The following is a 17,745-nucleotide window of genomic DNA, read 5'->3' as shown; positions in this document are numbered from 1 at the left end:
AGAACCCCGTCGGCCTCCCGGTCGGCGGGGTTTTTGCTGTCAGGATCATGATCGGTTTCCGTTCGTTGCGGTCGCATGGCGGCGTTGAAAGTATATCGAACCACGATCGGGTTTCACGACGCCTACGTGGCCGCGCCGAGTCAGAAGGCGGCACTGAAGGCGTGGGGAAGCGACCACAACCTGTTCGCGCGCAAGATGGCGGAGGTCGTGACCGACCCAACGCTTGTCGCCGAACCTTTGTCGTCGCCGGGCACCGTCGTAAAACGGCTGCGTGGCACGCTCGCCGAACAGATTGCCGCGTTGCCGCCCGATGTTCGGAAACGGACCAGGCGTGCCGCCGACCCGAAACCTACGTCCAAATCTACGGCGAAGCCGGACACGCCAACGGAACCACGACCGTCGCGCGCGCCGGTCGATACGGCCCAGCGGGCCGTGGCGGCGGCAACGAAAGCGTTTGCGGCAGAACTCGCCGACCTTGCGCGGCGTGAGGCGAAGCTCGCAGGCGAGCGGCGCACGCTCGAACGGAAGCAGGCAAAGGAACTCGCCGAACTGAACGAACGGCTTGAACAAGCGGAGCACGAGTATCGCGCAGCGCTGAAGGCTTGGCCGGGATAGGCGCTGAACGAAAAAGGGCGGATGCGACCGATGCGCACCCGCCCCCGTTCCGTTTGCAGTCTTCGATCAGAACGTGATGCCGGCCTGAATACGTGCCGACCGCGCACCCTGATATTCGGTAACGTCACGGTAGAGCGGCGACGCGTTGCCGTCGCCGTCGGTACCGAATTCGTTCCGGTTGAGTTTTGCCTTCAGGTTTAGAACGTTGAATACCGACAGCCGGAGATAGGCGTTGGCGCCGCCGACTTCGCCGGTCAGCTGGATGTCGAGATCGTTCTGCACCGTCCAGTCGCTTTTGAACACCGATCCGCGCGGGACCAGCGCGACCGGCTGAACAATGTTGCGCACCGTGTTGATCGAACCGTCTGGATTGACTTGGCAATATGCGCCTGACGCACCGTATGCACCAGCAAGCGCATCAATTTCTTCGGGTACGCGACCGATACATCCGAAGCTGCGCGGAGACGATACCGTCGTATTGGCGCCGATACTCAGGAACGGCAGCACCTGATAGCTTCCGAACAGCTTAAAGACGTGCCGACGGTCGTTCGGGGATGGACCGTACAACCCGTCGGTCAGCCCGGGCTGGTCGAAATCCTGCGTCAGTCCAGTATCGGCCTGCCCATTATCCGATTTAACGCCACCTTCGTAGTTGCCGAACGTCTTGCCGTACACATAGGAAGCGTCGAGACTCCAGACTCCGTCGAACTGGCGGCTGACCTCGAACGTCATCGAACGGTGACTTCGTTCGGCCCTCGGATAGCCAAGCTGTTCGGCAGTAAAGTCCACGGTCCGCGCCGTGGCTTCACCAGCGATCGGATTGGACAGAGTGATTCGCGCGGCTTGTCCGGGATTGGCGAGCACGTACTGATGGAACCCGTCCCAGATGTTGGCGCATCCGGTGATGCCCTCGGCGGTGCAATAGCTACGAACCGCCGCGTCGATCGCGACGTCTTCCAACACTTCGTTCAGCTTGGTCTGCGTATAGAATACGCGGAATTTCCACGCACCGAGACGTTTTTCGTAGCCCAGCTGATACTCGTCGACCGATTGCGGCTTCAGTCCTTGTGCAACCTGGCTTTCCGCTGGACGTGGGGCGCCATCGGCGAAGATGTCGCAGGACCGCGTGCCGGTGTCGGGGCACAGCGCGCCGCGCGCATACACTATCGGTGCGCCGGCGATTGGTACGTTGTTGGCATCGAGACCGCCAAACGCCGTGTAGCTATCGTAATATAATTCGCCACCCGTCAGGCGAATATTCGTGTTCGACGCTACCGGAATATACAGCCGGCTGAAGCTGCCGAAGATCTTGTCGGTCTGATCGCCGATCGGGTCAAAAATGAAGCCCAGTCGCGGTCCCCACTGATCGCCCGATTTGTAGAAGGTTGCCCCCTCTGCATTGTCGTTGCTGAACCGGTCGTTGCGGATGCCGGCATTGATTGTTACCCGCCCTTCGGCCAGCGTCCAGCTGTCTTGCAGATAAAAGGCATCGTTCAGCGACTGGAAGCCGCCGACGAGTGCATACTGACGAGTCCGCAGATACTCCGTGCCGACCGTCTGACCGCGCGGATCGTTGGCGATTGCCCGGATGATGCGATAGCTGAAGCCGCCGCCATTGGTGACCGTGCTCTGGGAGGAGAATAGTTCCTCTCGATCATAGCCGAAGCGGATGTGATGGCTGCCGAACAGGTCGAACCGGACTTCGGCGTCGGCCCGATATTGTTTGCGGATGTCTGCCGACGTCGAAAGCGCTCCGCCCGGGTTGGTCAGGCTGATCTCGCCGGCAAGGTTGCGGGCATCGACGACCGGCGGCAACGCCACGCTGGACGTGCCGAACGACTGGAACGAACCGAGATTCTCGTTCCGCCCGTACAATGCTGATACCGTCAGCCACTTCGAGAACACGCCGGTGTAGCGGCCGACATAATTCTCGCCGCCGAAGGTGGAGATACTGCTGCCGGAGAATGGACCATCGACGTTGTTGATATAGTCATAGCGGTTGGCAACGGTGGACGTGTTGCCGAACGTCTGGTTCCGGCTACTGCCCTTCGTGTTCCAGTACGTCCCTTCGAGTCGGTGTCCGTCGGTGATGATCGCGTCGATCTTGCCGGCGTAGAATGGCGTATCCGTTCGCGAAAAGTTTCGCGATGTTCCGAGATAGGTGTCGGTGTCATCGAAATACTGGCGGCCGGCGCCAAAGCTCGTGATATTGCGCGACTGATACAGGCCGTAGAAGAACAGCCGGTCCTTGATGATCGGTCCGCCCAGTTCGGCGATGAAGTCGATGCGATCGGAACCGCTGTATTTGTTCACCGAACCCCGGGTGTCCGGCGTGGTGCCGCGCAGATCGTTCGGTTCCCAATTGAACCGGACGGCGCCATGGAAGTCGTTCGACCCTGACTTGGTCGTCGCGTTCGTGAAGCCACCGGTCGTGCGACCGAATTCTGCCGCGTATCCACCGGTCTTGACTTCGATCGTCTGATAGAAGTCGAACGGGATCGCAACCGGCGCCAGCATGTTGCGGAAATTCGTGATGTTCAGACCGTTGACGAAATAGGCGTTTTCCGACACCGAACCGCCCGCGATCGACGTAAGCCCGTTGAACGCGCCCGATCCGGTGGTGGCGCCCGGTGCCAACCGTAGAATGGATTGCAGATCGCGGCCGACCGGAATGCGCTGCGCGACGTCGGCGACGTCGACGACCAGTCCCGTCGTGGTACGGTCAAAGTCGGCGCTGGCAACGCGACGTCCGCTGACCACGATCTCGGCGCTGTCGCCATCGGCCGTACGACCCAGGACAAAGCGGTTCGTCGCCGAACCGATCGTCAACCGGACGCTTGCTTCGGTGTAAGTATCGAAACCGGGCGCTTCGACCGTGAACATGTAGTTGCCGGGCGGAAGTTCGGGAATGCTGAACGTCCCCTCGCGATTGGTAGTCACATCTCGCGAGAAGCCCTGGCCGTTCGATCGAACGGTTACCTTGGCATCAGGAACCGGGTGACCATCCGGATCGACCACAGTGCCGCTGGCTTCGACGTTCGTGAAGCCTTGCGCCGACGCTGCAGAGATCGGGATGGCGGTAGTCGACGCCGCCAATATTCCCAACGATACAGACAGCAGAAATGGTTTGCGGCGATGCCGCAATATGGACGTATTCATAACAATAGTTTCCCCGTTACTTAAACAGCGGCTTATCTCGGCAGAAAATTACTGTATTGCAGAGATACTACACCTACGATTTACTACTTCGTATACGATGTTTGTGTCGTTTAACTTGGTATGGTGTCAATGGCCCTGTTCGTACCACGGCACGTCGATGTCGATTTCCGTTGCATTAAAGTGACAGGTTGCGCACGCGGACCGGCGTTAGGGATGCGCAAAGACGCCCTTGTGCCGTCCCGTACCGCGTTTCGCCGCTGACACGCGTCGCGCGCTATGTCACAAGCAATAATATTACGCGGTGAAGGAGTCGGCGACAGACCGGCCCGCCGCACCGACAGGAGAGTGTATGCGTGTCATCGATCATGTGATCGCGGGCGTCGGCGGCGGGACTGTTGCCGGGCGTCACGGCGATGTGTTCGACCCCAATTCGGGCGCGGTGCAGGCGCGTGTGCCGTTGGGCACCTCCGCCGATCTGGACCGTGCGATCGCGGCGGCGCAGGCGGTGCAACCCGCATGGGCGGCGACCAATCCACAGCGGCGGGCGCGGGTGATGTTCCGGTTCAAGGAACTGGTCGAGGCGAACATGGACGCGCTGGCGCATCTGTTGTCGTCCGAACATGGCAAGGTGATCGCGGACAGCCGCGGCGACATCCAGCGCGGGCTGGAAGTGATCGAGTTCGCCTGTGGCATCCCGCACGTGCTGAAGGGCGAATATACCCATGGCGCGGGACCGGGGATCGACGTGTATTCGATGCGCCTGCCGATCGGCATCGGTGCGGGAATCACGCCGTTCAACTTTCCGGCGATGATCCCGATGTGGATGTTCGGCGTCGCCATCGCATGTGGCAATGCCTTCATCCTGAAACCCAGCGAGCGCGACCCGTCGGTGCCGGTGCGGCTGGCCGAACTGATGCTGGAAGCAGGCGCGCCCGAAGGTATCCTGCAGGTCGTGCATGGCGACAAGGAGATGGTCGACGCGATCCTCGACCATCCGGCGATCGGTGCGGTCAGCTTCGTCGGATCGTCCGACATCGCGCATCACGTCTATCGTCGCGGGGTCGCGGCGGGCAAGCGCGTGCAGGCGATGGGTGGCGCCAAGAATCACGGCATCGTCATGCCCGATGCCGATCTGGACCAGGTCGTCGCCGACCTGTCCGGTGCGGCGTTCGGATCGGCGGGCGAACGCTGCATGGCCCTGCCGGTGGTGGTGCCGGTGGGAGAGGCGACCGCCGACCGCCTGCGCGAAAAGCTGATCCCCGCGATCGCGGCGTTACGCGTCGGCGTATCGACCGATGCGGAAGCGCATTACGGCCCGGTGGTCAACGCTGCGCACAAGGCGCGGGTCGAACAATGGATCCAGACGGGCGTCGATGAAGGCGCCGAACTGGTCGTCGACGGGCGCGGGTTCGCGTTACAGGGGCATGAGGAAGGCTTCTTCATCGGCCCGACGCTGTTCGACCGCGTGACGCCTGCGATGTCGGCGTATCGCGAGGAGATTTTCGGACCGGTCCTGCAGATCGTTCGCGCACCCGAATTCGAGACGGCGGTACGCCTGCCCAGCGAGCATCAATATGGCAACGGCGTTGCCATCTTCACGCGCAACGGTCATGCCGCGCGCGAATTCGCGGCACGGGTGCAGGTGGGCATGGTCGGAATCAACGTGCCGATCCCGGTGCCGGTCGCCTATCACAGCTTCGGCGGGTGGAAGCGATCGGCGTTCGGCGACGTCAACCAGCACGGCACCGAAGGCGTGCGCTTCTGGACGAGGGTCAAGACGGTGACGCAACGCTGGCCGGGCGGATCGACATTGCCGCTGCAGGCCGAGGACGGCGGCCCGGCGCGGACGCACGATGCGTTCGTCATACCGACGATGGGGTAATGATGGCCAGACTTCTTGCCTGCCTGCTTGCGCTGTGTGCGATCGCCATGCCCGCGTCGGCGCAGAAGCGGATCGCGCTGACGTTTGACGATGCCCCGCGTGGGCCGGGCGCGTTCCTGACGCAGGAGGATCGCACGACGCGCCTGATCGCCGCCTTGCGCCGGGCGGGGGTGCGTCAGGCGGCGTTCTTCGTCAATCCGGGCAATATCGCCGCATCGGACGGCGGGGCGAGCGAAAAGCGGCTGGCCGCCTATGTCGCGGCGGGGCATGTTCTCGCCAATCATTCGTTCAGCCATCCGCACTTGAACGCCACGCCGGTGGCGGACTATCTGGCGGACATCGATCGGGCTGGCGCGTGGCTGCGACCCCGGCCGGGCTATCGCCCGTGGTTCCGGTTCCCGTTCCTCGATGAAGGCGGGACCGACAAGGCGAAGCGCGATGCGCTGCGCGCCGGTCTGGCGGCGCGCGGGCTGGCCAACGGCTATGTCACGGTCGACGGATCGGACTGGAACATGGAGGGGCTGACCGTCGCGGCAAAGGCGGCGGGCAAGCCGATCGACATGGCGGCGCTGCGCGACCTGTATGTCGAAACGCACGTCGAATCGGCGGAGTTCGCCGACGACCTTGCCCGCCGCGCGACCGGGCGGGCACCGGTACAGGTCATGTTGTTGCACGAGACCGATCTTGCCGCCCTGTACATCGCCGACATGGTCGCGGCGCTGAAGGCGAAGGGGTGGACGATCGTGTCCGCCGACCGCGCCTATCGCGATCCGATCGCGCGGCTGCACCCCGATGTGCCGTCCGCGCAGGGAACGCTGCTGGAGGCGATCGCGTGGGAAAAGGGGTTTCCGGCCCCGCGCTGGTATGCACGCAACACGATCAGCGTCGCGAACGCGCTGTTCCGGCAGCGGGTGTTGCATGAGGCACAGTGACATGGGCCATCCGCCCGAAACCCGAGTGACCGTGGAGCGTAATCGATGAACCCGTTCGACCTGACCGACGACCAGCGCGAGATACAGGAACTGGCGCAGCGCTTCACGGCGGACGCGATCACACCGCACGCCGCCGAATGGGACGAACAGCATATCTTTCCCCGCGACACGATCCGCGCGGCGGCGGAGCTGGGTTTCGCCGCGATCTACGTCTCCGAAGAATCGGGCGGGATCGGGCTGGGGCGGATGGAATCCGCGCTGATCATGGAAGCGATGGCCTATGGCTGTCCGTCGACCAGCGCGTTCATTTCGATCCACAACATGGCGGCGTGGATGATCGACGCGTTCGGATCGGCCGCGCTGAAGGCCCGGTTCCTGCCCGATCTGGTCACGATGGACAAACTCGCCAGCTATTGCCTGACCGAACCGTCGTCGGGATCGGACGCGGCGGCGCTGAAGACGAAGGCAGTGCGCGACGGCGACGACTGGCTGGTCACCGGGACCAAACAGTTTATTTCCGGCGCGGGCGAAAACGACGTCTATCTGGTCATGGCGCGGACGGGCGCCGAAGGGCCGAAGGGCATTTCCTGCCTGTTGGTCGAACGCGACATGCCGGGCGTCTCGTTCGGCGCGAACGAGCGCAAGCTGGGCTGGCATTCGCAGCCGACGCGCGCGGTGATACTCGACAATGTCCGCGTTCCCGCCGCCAATCTGGTCGGGGCGGAGGGCGAGGGGTTCCGCATCGCGATGCAGGGTCTGGACGGCGGGCGGCTCAATATCGGGGCGTGTTCGCTGGGCGGGGCGCAACGCTGTCTGGACGAGGCGGTGGCCTACACCAAATCGCGTCAGCAGTTCGGCCGGCCGATCGCCGATTTCCAGAACACGCAGTTCACGCTGGCCGACATGGCGACCGAACTGGAAGCGGCGCGGGCGCTGCTCTACACTGCGGCATCGAAGGTCACGGCGAACGCGCCTGACAAGACGCGGTTCGCCGCGATGGCCAAACGCTTCGCCACCGACACCGGATCGAAAGTGGCCGATCAGGCGCTGCAATTGCATGGCGGATACGGGTATCTGATGGATTATCCGATCGAGCGGTTCTGGCGCGACCTGCGGGTGCATTCGATTCTTGAAGGTACGAACCAGGTGATGCGGATGATCGTCGGGCGGGATCTGGTGAAATGAACAAGGGCGAACTGCGATGATCCTGACGCATGTCGAGGAACGGGTCGGGCGTATCCGGCTGAACCGACCCAAGGCGCTGCACGCGCTGACCCACGCGATGTGCGACGCGGTGCTGACCGCGCTGGAGGATTGGCGCGACGATCCGGCGGTCGAGGCGGTGCTGATCGACCATGCCGAAGGGCGTGGGTTCTGCGCAGGCGGCGATATCCGTATGATCGCGGACAGCAGCGCGGGCGACGGCGCGGCGGCGCGGGCGTTCTTCGCAGCGGAATACCGGATGAACCACCGGCTGTTCACCTATGCCAAGCCGACGATCGCGGTGATGGACGGCGTGGTGATGGGCGGTGGCGTGGGCCTGTCGCAGCCCTGCGACTTCCGCGTCGCGACCGAAAACAGCCGCTTTGCCATGCCGGAAACCGCGATCGGGTTGTTCCCCGATGTCGGCGGCGGCTGGTATCTGTCGCGGCTGCCCGGACGGATCGGCCAGTATCTTGCGCTGACCGGTGCGCGGCTCGACGGGGCGGAGATGATCGCGCTGGGGCTGGCGACGCACTATCTGCCGTCCGACCGGGTCGAAGAGGCGAAGCGGTGGATCACGGGCGATCCGCAGGCGACGGCGACGATCCTGTCCGACCTGTCGATCACGCCGCCCGATGCGGCGATCCTGTCGCGGCGCGAGGCGATCGACCGGCTGTTCGCCAGCGACGTGCTGGAGGAGATCCTGTCGGCGCTGGAAGCGGACGACGACGACTGGGCGCGCGAACAACTGACCACCCTGCGTCAGCGTGCGCCGCTGTCGTGCAAGGTGTCGCTCAAGCTGCTGCTCGACGGCGCGACGATGCCGACGTTCGAGGACGAGATGCGACAGGAATACGCCGTCGCCACGCGGATCGTGCAGCGCCCCGATATCGTCGAGGGCGTGCGCGCGGTGATCGTCGACAAGGATCATGCCCCGCGCTGGAACCCGGCGACGCCCGACGCGGTAAGCGACCATATGATCGACCGTATCTTCGCCCCGCTGGACGCGGCGGACGAATGGCATCCCGAATGACGACCTACACAGGAGCATCGAATGGCTGAGTACGAAACCATCGTCGTCGAACTGCATGGCGCAGTGACGCTGGTGACGCTGAACCGGCCGCAGGCGCTCAACGCGCTCAACGCGCAGGTGCTGGCCGAACTGCTGGACGCGATGGCGGCATTCGACGCCGATCCGGCGCAGGGCTGCGCGGTGGTCACCGGGTCGGCCAAGGCGTTCGCGGCGGGCGCGGACATCAAGGAAATGCAGGCGATGGACTTCGCCGCGATGTATGGCGGCGACCATTTCAAAGGTTGGGATGCGTTCGCCCGCACCCGCAAGCCGGTCATCGCGGCGGTAGCGGGATTTGCGCTGGGCGGCGGATGCGAGCTGGCGATGATGTGCGACTTCGTCCTTGCCGCCGATACAGCCAAGTTCGGCCAGCCCGAGATCAAGCTGGCGGTGACGCCGGGCATGGGCGGATCGCAGCGGCTCGCGCGCGCGGTCGGCAAGGCGAAGGCGATGGAAATGTGCCTGACCGGACGCATGATCGGTGCGGAGGAGGCCGAACGCTGCGGGCTGGTCGCGCGGATCGTACCCGCCGACGATCTGATCGCCGACGCGATCAAGACCGCCGCCACGATCGCGGCGATGGCGCCGCTGGCGGTCAAGGCGAACAAGGAAATGGTCAACGCGGCGTTCGAAACGACGCTGGCGCAGGGCGTGCAGTTCGAACGCCGGCTGTTCCACGGCCTGTTCGGCACCGCCGACCAGAAGGAAGGCATGGCGGCGTTCGTCGAGAAGCGGCCGGGCAACTGGACCGGGCAATAGGAGCGGACATGGCACGGATCGGATTCATCGGGCTGGGCAATATGGGCGGCGGCATGGCGGCCAATCTGGCGAAGGCGGGGCATGACGTGCGCGCGTTCGACCTGTCGGCGGAAGCGATGGCCCGCGCCAAGGCCGCCGGGTGCCTGCCCGTCGCCGACGCGGCACAGGCGGCGCAGGGTGCGCAGGCGGTGGTGACGATGCTGCCCGCCGGCGCGCATGTCGCCGAGGTCTACGAAACCGCCGTGTTCGGGGCGGCCGATACGGGCGCGGTGCTGATCGATTGCTCCACGATCGACGTCGACACCGCGCGCCGCGTGGCGGAGGCGGCGCGGGCGAAGGGGCTGCACCCGGTCGATGCGCCGGTGTCGGGCGGGATCGCGGCGGCCAATGCCGGTGCGCTGACCTTCATGGTCGGCGGGTCCGACGCGGCGTTCGCCAAGGCGCAGCCGTTCCTCGACGACATGGGCAAGGCGGTGATCCATGCCGGGAAAAGCGGCGCGGGGCAGGCGGTGAAAATGTGCAACAACATGCTGCTGGGCGCGACGATGATCGCGACCTGCGAGGCGTTCGCGCTGGCGGAAAAGATGGGGCTGGACCTCCAGACCTTTTACGACGTGGCGTCGGTCAGTTCGGGGCAGAACTGGTCGATGACGACCTATTGCCCGGTGCCGGGCGTCGGGCCGGAGACGCCCGCCGATCGCGGCTATCAGGGCGGTTTCGCGGCGGCGCTGATGCTCAAGGACCTTCGGCTGGCGATGCAGGCGGCGGCGGCGGTCGATGCCGACGTGCCGATGGGCGCGCAGGCGGCGGAACTCTATGCGCGCTTCGTGGAAAGCGGGGCGGGCGCGACGGATTTCTCGGGGATCATCCGTACGTTGCAATAGGGGAGCGTTGGGGGCCGTACGGCTCGTTTGCCTTCAACGTGCGACAGGTGTTTCGATTTCACCCGCCGGGAAGGGTTGGATCGGATGCTTTTGGATCAGGGAATACCCGTCTATCCTGAGTAGCCATTGAGCCTGTCGAAATGGCCTATCGAAGGACGGCTCCCAGTGCTTCGATACGCGGCTTCGACTTCGCTCAGTCGCTACTCAGCACGGACGGGGTGTGAATTGATTTATCATTGCGTCGACCCTGTTCGAGGCGAATGTCCCTTCCCCGCAACCGGTTCATTCCGGGTCATGACCCCGTCGAGGATCATCCGATGAAGCCCCTGTTCCTGCCCATCGCCGCGCTGCTGATCGCCGCGCAGGCCGCCCCCGCGCCGTTCGTGATCGAAGCGACCGGGCAGGGCTTCGCGACGCTGGCGGCGGCGGTCGGGGCGGTGCGCAACGATGCCGCGACAATCCTGATCGCGCCGGGGGTGTATCGCGACTGCGTGGTGCAGGGGGCGGGCGACATCGCCTATCGCGCCCGGACGCCGGGCACCGCGATCTTCGACGGCGGGGCGTGCGAGGGTAAGGCGACGTTCGTGTTGCGCGGGCGACGATCGACGGTCGACGGCATCGTGTTCCGCCGGGTGCGCGTGCTCGACGGCAACGGCGCCGGTATCCGTACCGAGATCGGCGACCTGACGGTGGTCAATTCGACCTTCCTCGACAGTCAGGAAGGTATATTGGGCGGCAACCCGGCGGGACAGCAGCGGATCAGCATCGACCGGTCGACCTTCGCCGGACTGGGCCAGTGCGACGAAAGCGCGGATTGCGCGCATTCGGTGTACCTGTCGAACAACGGATCGATCCGCATCACCCGGTCGCGGTTCGAGCGCGGTCGCGGCGGGCATTACGTCAAGATCCGCGCGCCGCGCATCGACATCACCGATTCCAGCTTCGACGACAGCCGGGGCAGCAAGACCAATTACATTATCGACCTGCCCGAAGGCGCGACCGGATCGATCGCCCGCAACATGTTCGTGCAGGGCAAGGCCAAGGAAAACTGGGGCGCGTTCATCGTCGTCGGCGCGGAAAAGCGGACCTTTCCGGCGGGGGGCCTGCGCATCGCGGACAATGACGCGCGGCTGGCACCGGGGATCGACAAGAGCCCGGCATTCGTCGCGGATTATACCGGCGACGCGGTGGCGATCGGGGCCAACCGGCTGGGGCCGGGCGTACGTCGGTTCGAGCGCCGTTAGGGGCAAAGGTCACGAAGGTCACACTCGTGCGCGTTTTGCGGGGTGGGGTGTCGGCGCTAGGAAAGAACTTCGCCGCAAGGGCTTTGCTGCCGGTCGTGGTTTGGCGGGGCGATGACGCTACCATCGGTGAGGATGGGTGATCGCGATCGACTGGCCGGGATCGGGGGTGCGCTGGTTCGGATGTCGATCAGCCAAAGGTCACGAAAGTCACACTCGTGCGCATTTTGCGGGGCGGGGTGCCGGCGGTAGGAAAGCGCGTGGTGGCAACGGCTTCGCTGCCGATCGTGGTTTGGTGCGGCGATGACGCTATTACCGGTAAGGGTAAACGATCGCGATCGGCGGGCCGGGATCGGGCGTGCGCGGGTTCGGGTGTCGATCGGGCAAAGGTCACGAAAGTCATACTTGCACGCAATTTGCGGGGTAGGGTGCCGGCGATGGGAAAGAGCGTAGCCGCGAGGGCTTCGCTGTCGGTCATGACAGCGTGAGGCCTTGTAGGAAAGGGGAGGGGCGCTGGCCGTGGGACGTGGGTGCGCCGATCCGCACCCGTCCACCCTGAACAGCCATCGAGCCTGTGGAAACGGCGTATCGAAGGAGCCGCTACGGTGCTTCGATACGCGCCTTCGGCTTCGCTCAGTCGCACCTCGGCATGGACGGGTGTGGCTGCATGCTTCGCGCCCGTTTTCGGCGCGATGCCTCGTTTACCGGCACGTCGTCCCGTCGCCAGGGTTCAGGTCGAGGCATCGGCCGTCGATTTCGCCCCTCGGCACCGCCAGTCCGATCGTCGCGGCCAGCGTCGGCAGGATGTCGACCGTTTCGATGCCGAACGGCTCCTCGAACCCGCCCGCACCCTTGCGCCAGAACAGGATCGGGACGCGGCGGTCGTAATCCCAGAAGCTGCCGTGGGTGGCGACCGACTTGCCGGCAACCGGATGCGGTACGGTCAGCACGCGCGGCTTCATCGCGACGAGCAGGTCGCCGCTGCGCGTCGGGTCGAACGAGGCGCGGGCGCGTTCGATCAGCGACCATGTTTCGGGTGGAGTCGATGGCACCGTGGTCGCCAGCACCTGTGCGCGGGTGAACACCGCCTGCGTCTGCGGGTGCGCGGAGAAGCGGGCGATCGCCTCGCGCTCCACCGCCGTGCGCTGGACCGGGGTCAGCGCGATGTCGTACCAGACGTCGCCGTTGACGCCGCCGAACAGGACGCGGCCGGGAATGTTCAGCTTTTGCCCGATCGCCGCGCCGACCTTTTCGGTGGTCAGGTTGCCGTCGAGCCGCACGGCGTCGGGCACCGCGTGATGCGCCAGCCGTTCGCTGGCATCGCTGCCGCCATGGTCGGCGGTCAGCACGACCTGATAATCGATGCCTTCGCGGTCGAGCACGGCGAAGAACGCGCCGAGGCTCTGGTCGAGCGAGGTGAGTTGCAGGCACATCTCGCTGCCTTCGGTGCCATAGCCATGGCCGACATAGTCGGTGGCCGACGCACCGATCGAGATGATGTCGGTCTGTGGCCCCTTGCCGAGTTTCATGTCCTGCACCAGCCCGGCGGCGAGCGCGAGCACCGCCGCGTCGAATTCGGGCGAGCGGCGGAAGCTGCCGATATCGCCGGCTTCGCGCGCGAAGCGGCCGGTGCCGACGGTCTTGTCGCCGATCTGCACCGCGCGCGACAGCGGCTGGCAATAGGTCGGCAGCGTCATCGCGGGCTGGGCCGTCGCCACCCGCTGCGCCACGGCGGCGTTGGCGCGCGCGACCACCGGCGGCACCGCGCGATCAGCATAGCTGACGAAGCCGTCCTTGCCGAACCACCAGAGTTCGTCGACCTTGTGTCCGCCCATCATCACCGCCGCGCGATCCTTGCCCGCGACCGATACGACGCGGGTGCGCGGGTCGGCGGCCTTCATCCGTTCGCCCAGCGTCGGCACCTTCAGATGGATGTCGGAGACGGTGTAGTTGTCCGAGGTCGAGCCGGGTACGCGCTCGTCCTCCGCGCAATAGACGGTCTTGTCGGCGCGGGGGGCGCGCTGATCGACCCATTCGTTGGCGATGATGCCGGTCCGCGCGGGGCGCGATCCGGTGAGGATCGTCGAATGGCCGGGGCAGGTTTCGGTCGCGGCATGGCTCTGGAACCCCGCCGGGAAGACCGCGCCCTGCATCAGCCGGGCGAAGCCGCCGGTGAAGCGGCTGCGATATTCGGCGAACAGGTCGCCCGAAAACTGGTCGACCGAAATGGCGACGATCAGCTTGGGCGGTGCCGCCGGCCAGGTCGGCGGCGGCGGGGCCGCGTCCTGGGCGGCGGCGGGAACGGCGGTCGCCAGCAACAACGCGGCGAGGGGGACGAGGCGCATCGGGTACTCCGTGGACGGTGCATCCGTCCCGGATCTCCGCTACCGCCGGGATATGACACCGGCAAGAACGCTAATGCAGCGAATCGTCCTTCTGCTGATCCTGATGGCGGGGGCGATGCCGGCGGCGGCGCAGGTGCCGGGCCAGCGCCATATCCAGATGCGGATGGTGGCCGAAAGCGACACGCCGGCGGCGGGATCGACCGTCGCGCTGGCGTTGGTGTCGCAGCCCGATGCCGGATGGCACGGATATTGGCGCAATCCCGGCGCGGTCGGCACCCAGCCGCGGCTCGACTGGACGCTGCCCGCAGGCGGGGCCGTCGGCGAACTACGCTATCCGGTGCCGCAGCGGCTGCTGGTCGAAGGCATCATGAACTATGTCTACGAACGGCCATGGACGCTGCTGACGCAGTTGCGCGTTCCCGCCGGGTTGGCGAAGGGCACCGCGCTGCCGGTGCGGCTGGCGATCGATTATCTGGTGTGTACGCGGGAGATCTGCGTGCCCGAACGCGCGACGCTGTCGGCCGATCTGGTCGTCGGCGACGGCGCGGTGACAGCCGAGCGGCGCGGACAGTTCGATACGTGGCGGCGGGCATTGCCGCAGCCGATCGGATCGCCCGCGACCTATCAGGGGGGTGAGCGCTTTCGCCTGCGCGTGCCGTTTCCGGCGGGCGTGGCGATCGGCGACGCATATTTCTTTCCGCTGACCGAACAGGCGGTCGCCTATGAAGCGCCACAGACGATCGCGCGCGATGGCGACGCGATCATCGTGTCGACCATGGGGACGGGCAGCCCGGCCGTGGTCGAGGGCGTGCTGGCGACCGGCGACGGACGCGGCTTCGCGATCCGTGCGACGCCGGGGGTGGTCGCCGAACCGGTGCAGGCGGGCGCGTGGCGCGCGGCGCTGCTGGCGTTCGCGGGCGCGTTGCTGGGGGGGCTGTTGCTCAACGTCATGCCTTGCGTGTTCCCGATCCTGAGCCTGAAGGCGTTGAGCCTCGCCCGGTCGGGCCAGTCGGCGGCGCATGCGCGGGCGGAAGGGGTGGCCTATACCGCCGGTGCGGTCGTGACCTGTCTGGCGTTGGGCGGCATCCTGCTGGCGATCCGCGCGGGCGGGGTGGCGGCGGGTTGGGCGTTCCAGTTGACCGACCCGCGCGTCGTGCTGGCGCTGTTCGTGCTGACCGGCGCGATCGCGCTCAATCTGGCGGGGCTGTTCGAACTGCCGACGCCGCAGGTCGGAACGCGGAACGGGCGGGGCGGGGCGTTCGCCACCGGTGCGCTGGCCGCGTTCGTCGCGACGCCGTGCACCGGGCCGTTCATGGGCGCGGCGCTGGGATCGGCGCTGGTGCTGCCATGGGGCGCGGCGATGGCGGTGTTCGGGGGGCTAGGGCTGGGCCTCGCGCTGCCGTTCCTGCTGCTGGGGTTCGTGCCCGCGTTGCGGCGGCGGATGCCGAAGCCGGGCGCGTGGATGGACGTGTTCCGCAAGGCGCTGTCGGTGCCGATGTTCCTGACCGCGCTGGCGCTGGCATGGATATTGGGGCGGCAGGCGGGGGTCGACGGCATGGCGCTGGGGCTGGGCGCGATGCTGGCCGCCGGGCTGGGGCTGTGGTGGACCGGCAGGCGGCAGGCGGCGGGCCGCGACCGGGCGTGGTGGCCGGGGATCGCCGCGCTGGTGCTGGCGATCGGTGCGACGGGCATCGTCGATCGCGCGCCGCCGGCACAGGCGGCGACGGGCATCGCCGGGGCCGAACCGTTCGGCGAGGCACGGCTGGCGGCGTTGCGTGCGGAGGGCAAGCCGGTTTTCGCCTATTTCACCGCCGACTGGTGCCTGACGTGCAAGGTGAACGAGAAGGCGGCGATCGACACGCGCGCGGTCGGCGACGCGTTCGCCAAGGGCGGGGTCAAGGTGCTGGTCGGCGACTGGACCGATGGCGACCCGGCACTGGGCCGCTTCATCGAAGCGCATAACCGCGCGGGCGTGCCGCTGTACCTGTGGTACGCGCCGGGCAGCGACCGGCCGCAGGTGTTGCCGCAGGTGCTGACGCCCGCGATGCTGACCGATCTGGTCGCGGGGTAGCAATATTACGGATGCGTGAATCAAGGGGCTTGCCGCCACCCTTTTCGCACTGCAGCATGCAACCAACCGCCGGGTCGCGGCTTTGGAGGACCGATGGGGCAGGCGTTCGACGAAATCTGGGGACATGGCGGGCCGGATGCTCCGCGTGGCGAACTGGCGGCACTGGCGCGGTGGATGCGCGACGTGCCCCCGCGTGAGTTGCGGCGGCGGCTGCAATCGGCGGAAGCGACGTTTCGCCAGCTCGGCATCACCTTCGCCGTCTATGGCGACAGCGAGGCGGCGGAGCGCATCATCCCGTTCGATATCGTGCCGCGCGTGTTCATGCCCGACGAATGGACCCGGTTGTCGCAGGGGCTGATCCAGCGGACGCAGGCGATCAACGCGTTTCTGGACGACATCTATGGCGAGCGCCGCATCCTGAAGGCCGGGGTGCTGCCGCCCGAACTGATTTACGGCAATGCGCAGTTCCGGCCGGAGATCGCCGGCATCCGTCCCCCGCACGGCGTGTGGGCGCATATCTGCGGCATCGATCTGGTCCGCACCGGTCCGGATGAATTCTTCGTGCTGGAAGACAATGCGCGAACCCCGTCGGGCGTGTCGTACATGCTGGAAAATCGCGAGGCGATGATCCGGCTGTGCCCCGAACTGTTCCGCAATTTCCGCGTGGCGGCGGTCGACAGCTATCCCGACCGGTTGCTGGAAACGATGCGGTCGGTGGCGCCGCCCGATGCCGGGGCGAATCCCAACTGCGTCGTGCTGACCCCCGGCCATTTCAATTCGGCCTATTACGAACATAGTTTCCTTGCCGATTCGATGGGGATCGAACTGGTCGAGCCGGCCGATCTGCTGATCGACGACGACATGGTCTATATGCAGACGATCGCCGGGCGGGTGCGTGTCGACGTGATCTATCGCCGGATCGACGACGATTATATCGACCCCGTGGTGTTCCGACCCGATTCGCTGCTGGGCGTGCCGGGACTGATCGCGGCGTATCGCGCGGGCAACGTCGCCCTGGTCAACGCGCCGGGCAACGGCATCGCCGACGATAAGGCGATCTATAGCTACATGCCCGAAATCGTCCGCTTCTATTCGGAGAGCGAGCCGCTGTTGCCCAATGTCGAGACGTGGCGCTGCCGCGAGCCGCAGGCGTTGAAATATGTGCTCGACCATCTGGACGAGGTGGTGGTGAAGCTGGTCGACGGATCCGGCGGATACGGCATGCTGGTCGGACCGACCGCGTCGAAGGCGGAGATCGCCGAGTTCCGCACCGCGCTGATCGCGAGTCCGCAGCGCTATATCGCGCAGCCGACGCTGGCGCTGTCGACCGTGCCGACGCTGACCGAAAGCGGGGTCGCGCCGCGCCATGTCGATTTCCGTCCGTTCGTGCTGACCGGCGCGAACCAGGTGCAGGTGGTGCCGGGCGGCCTGACCCGTGTCGCGCTGAAGGAAGGATCGCTGGTCGTTAATTCCAGCCAGGGCGGCGGGACGAAGGACAGTTTCGTGCTGATGGACGACGCCCCCACGCCGGTTCAGTCGCAGTCGATGGGCGGCATGACCCAGTCGCAGGGTGTGCGCTGAT

General features: G+C 65.9%; 11 protein-coding genes and 1 pseudogene. 10 read left to right on the top strand and 2 right to left on the bottom strand.

The genetic code is table 11. The features are described 5' to 3' along the window. The first annotated feature begins 75 nt into the window (after positions 1-75). Positions 76-615, top strand: a complete 540-nt coding sequence (locus IFT55_RS05560) for a hypothetical protein (protein ID WP_192089913.1) — start codon at positions 76-78, stop codon at positions 613-615. A gap of 66 nt (positions 616-681) precedes the next feature. Here IFT55_RS05560 and IFT55_RS05555 read toward each other — a convergent pair whose 3' ends face one another. Continuing rightward, a complete protein-coding gene (locus IFT55_RS05555; RefSeq protein ID WP_249403617.1) occupies positions 682-3,774 on the bottom strand; it encodes a TonB-dependent receptor in 3,093 nt (1,030 codons plus the stop codon). A gap of 349 nt (positions 3,775-4,123) precedes the next feature. On the opposite strand from IFT55_RS05555, the gene IFT55_RS05550 reads away from it, so the two are divergent. From IFT55_RS05550 to IFT55_RS05520, 7 genes and pseudogenes are all read left to right on the top strand, one after another. Beyond that, positions 4,124-5,656 carry a CoA-acylating methylmalonate-semialdehyde dehydrogenase gene (locus tag IFT55_RS05550; protein ID WP_192089909.1) on the top strand — a complete coding sequence of 511 codons (1,533 nt, stop codon included), beginning with the start codon at positions 4,124-4,126 and terminating at the stop codon, positions 5,654-5,656. A 2-nt stretch (positions 5,657-5,658) separates the two neighbouring features. Continuing rightward, positions 5,659-6,588 (top strand): polysaccharide deacetylase family protein, encoded by a 930-nt coding sequence (locus tag IFT55_RS05545; protein ID WP_249403616.1) that lies wholly within the window; start codon positions 5,659-5,661, stop codon positions 6,586-6,588. Between the two features lie 45 nt (positions 6,589-6,633). Beyond that, on the top strand, positions 6,634-7,773 hold the full coding sequence (locus IFT55_RS05540; protein WP_192089905.1) for an acyl-CoA dehydrogenase family protein: 1,140 nt from the start codon (positions 6,634-6,636) through the stop codon (positions 7,771-7,773). Between the two features lie 10 nt (positions 7,774-7,783). Then, positions 7,784-8,824, top strand: a pseudogene (locus IFT55_RS05535) (enoyl-CoA hydratase/isomerase family protein); the annotation flags it as partial. A 21-nt stretch (positions 8,825-8,845) separates the two neighbouring features. Then, positions 8,846-9,622 carry an enoyl-CoA hydratase gene (locus IFT55_RS05530; protein ID WP_192089901.1) on the top strand — a complete coding sequence of 259 codons (777 nt, stop codon included), beginning with the start codon at positions 8,846-8,848 and terminating at the stop codon, positions 9,620-9,622. Positions 9,623-9,630: 8 nt separating this feature from the next. After that, entirely contained in the window at positions 9,631-10,506 is an 876-nt protein-coding gene (gene mmsB, locus IFT55_RS05525) for a 3-hydroxyisobutyrate dehydrogenase (protein WP_192089899.1), read from the top strand. A 317-nt stretch (positions 10,507-10,823) separates the two neighbouring features. After that, positions 10,824-11,750: a right-handed parallel beta-helix repeat-containing protein gene (locus IFT55_RS05520; protein ID WP_192089898.1), complete on the top strand. Its 927-nt coding sequence runs from the start codon at positions 10,824-10,826 to the stop codon at positions 11,748-11,750. A gap of 698 nt (positions 11,751-12,448) precedes the next feature. Here the strand turns inward: IFT55_RS05520 and IFT55_RS05515 are convergent. Further along, complete coding sequence (locus tag IFT55_RS05515; RefSeq protein ID WP_192089896.1) at positions 12,449-14,092, bottom strand: alkaline phosphatase family protein; 1,644 nt, start codon at positions 14,090-14,092, stop codon at positions 12,449-12,451. Between the two features lie 73 nt (positions 14,093-14,165). Here IFT55_RS05515 and IFT55_RS05510 point away from each other — a divergent pair, with 73 nt between their 5' ends. Together IFT55_RS05510 and IFT55_RS05505 are read left to right on the top strand one after the other, a co-directional pair. Further along, a complete protein-coding gene (locus IFT55_RS05510) occupies positions 14,166-16,163 on the top strand; it encodes a protein-disulfide reductase DsbD family protein (protein ID WP_192089894.1) in 1,998 nt (665 codons plus the stop codon). Between the two features lie 93 nt (positions 16,164-16,256). Next, entirely contained in the window at positions 16,257-17,744 is a 1,488-nt protein-coding gene (locus IFT55_RS05505; protein ID WP_192089892.1) for a circularly permuted type 2 ATP-grasp protein, read from the top strand. Position 17,745 lies beyond the last annotated feature (1 nt).

The sequence above is a fragment of the Sphingomonas sp. CFBP 13720 genome (genome assembly GCF_014842075.1).
In the GTDB taxonomy this organism is placed as follows: domain Bacteria; phylum Pseudomonadota; class Alphaproteobacteria; order Sphingomonadales; family Sphingomonadaceae; genus Sphingomonas.
The sequence above is the reverse complement of the archived record's forward strand: the minus strand, read 5'-3'. Positions and strand labels throughout refer to the sequence as shown.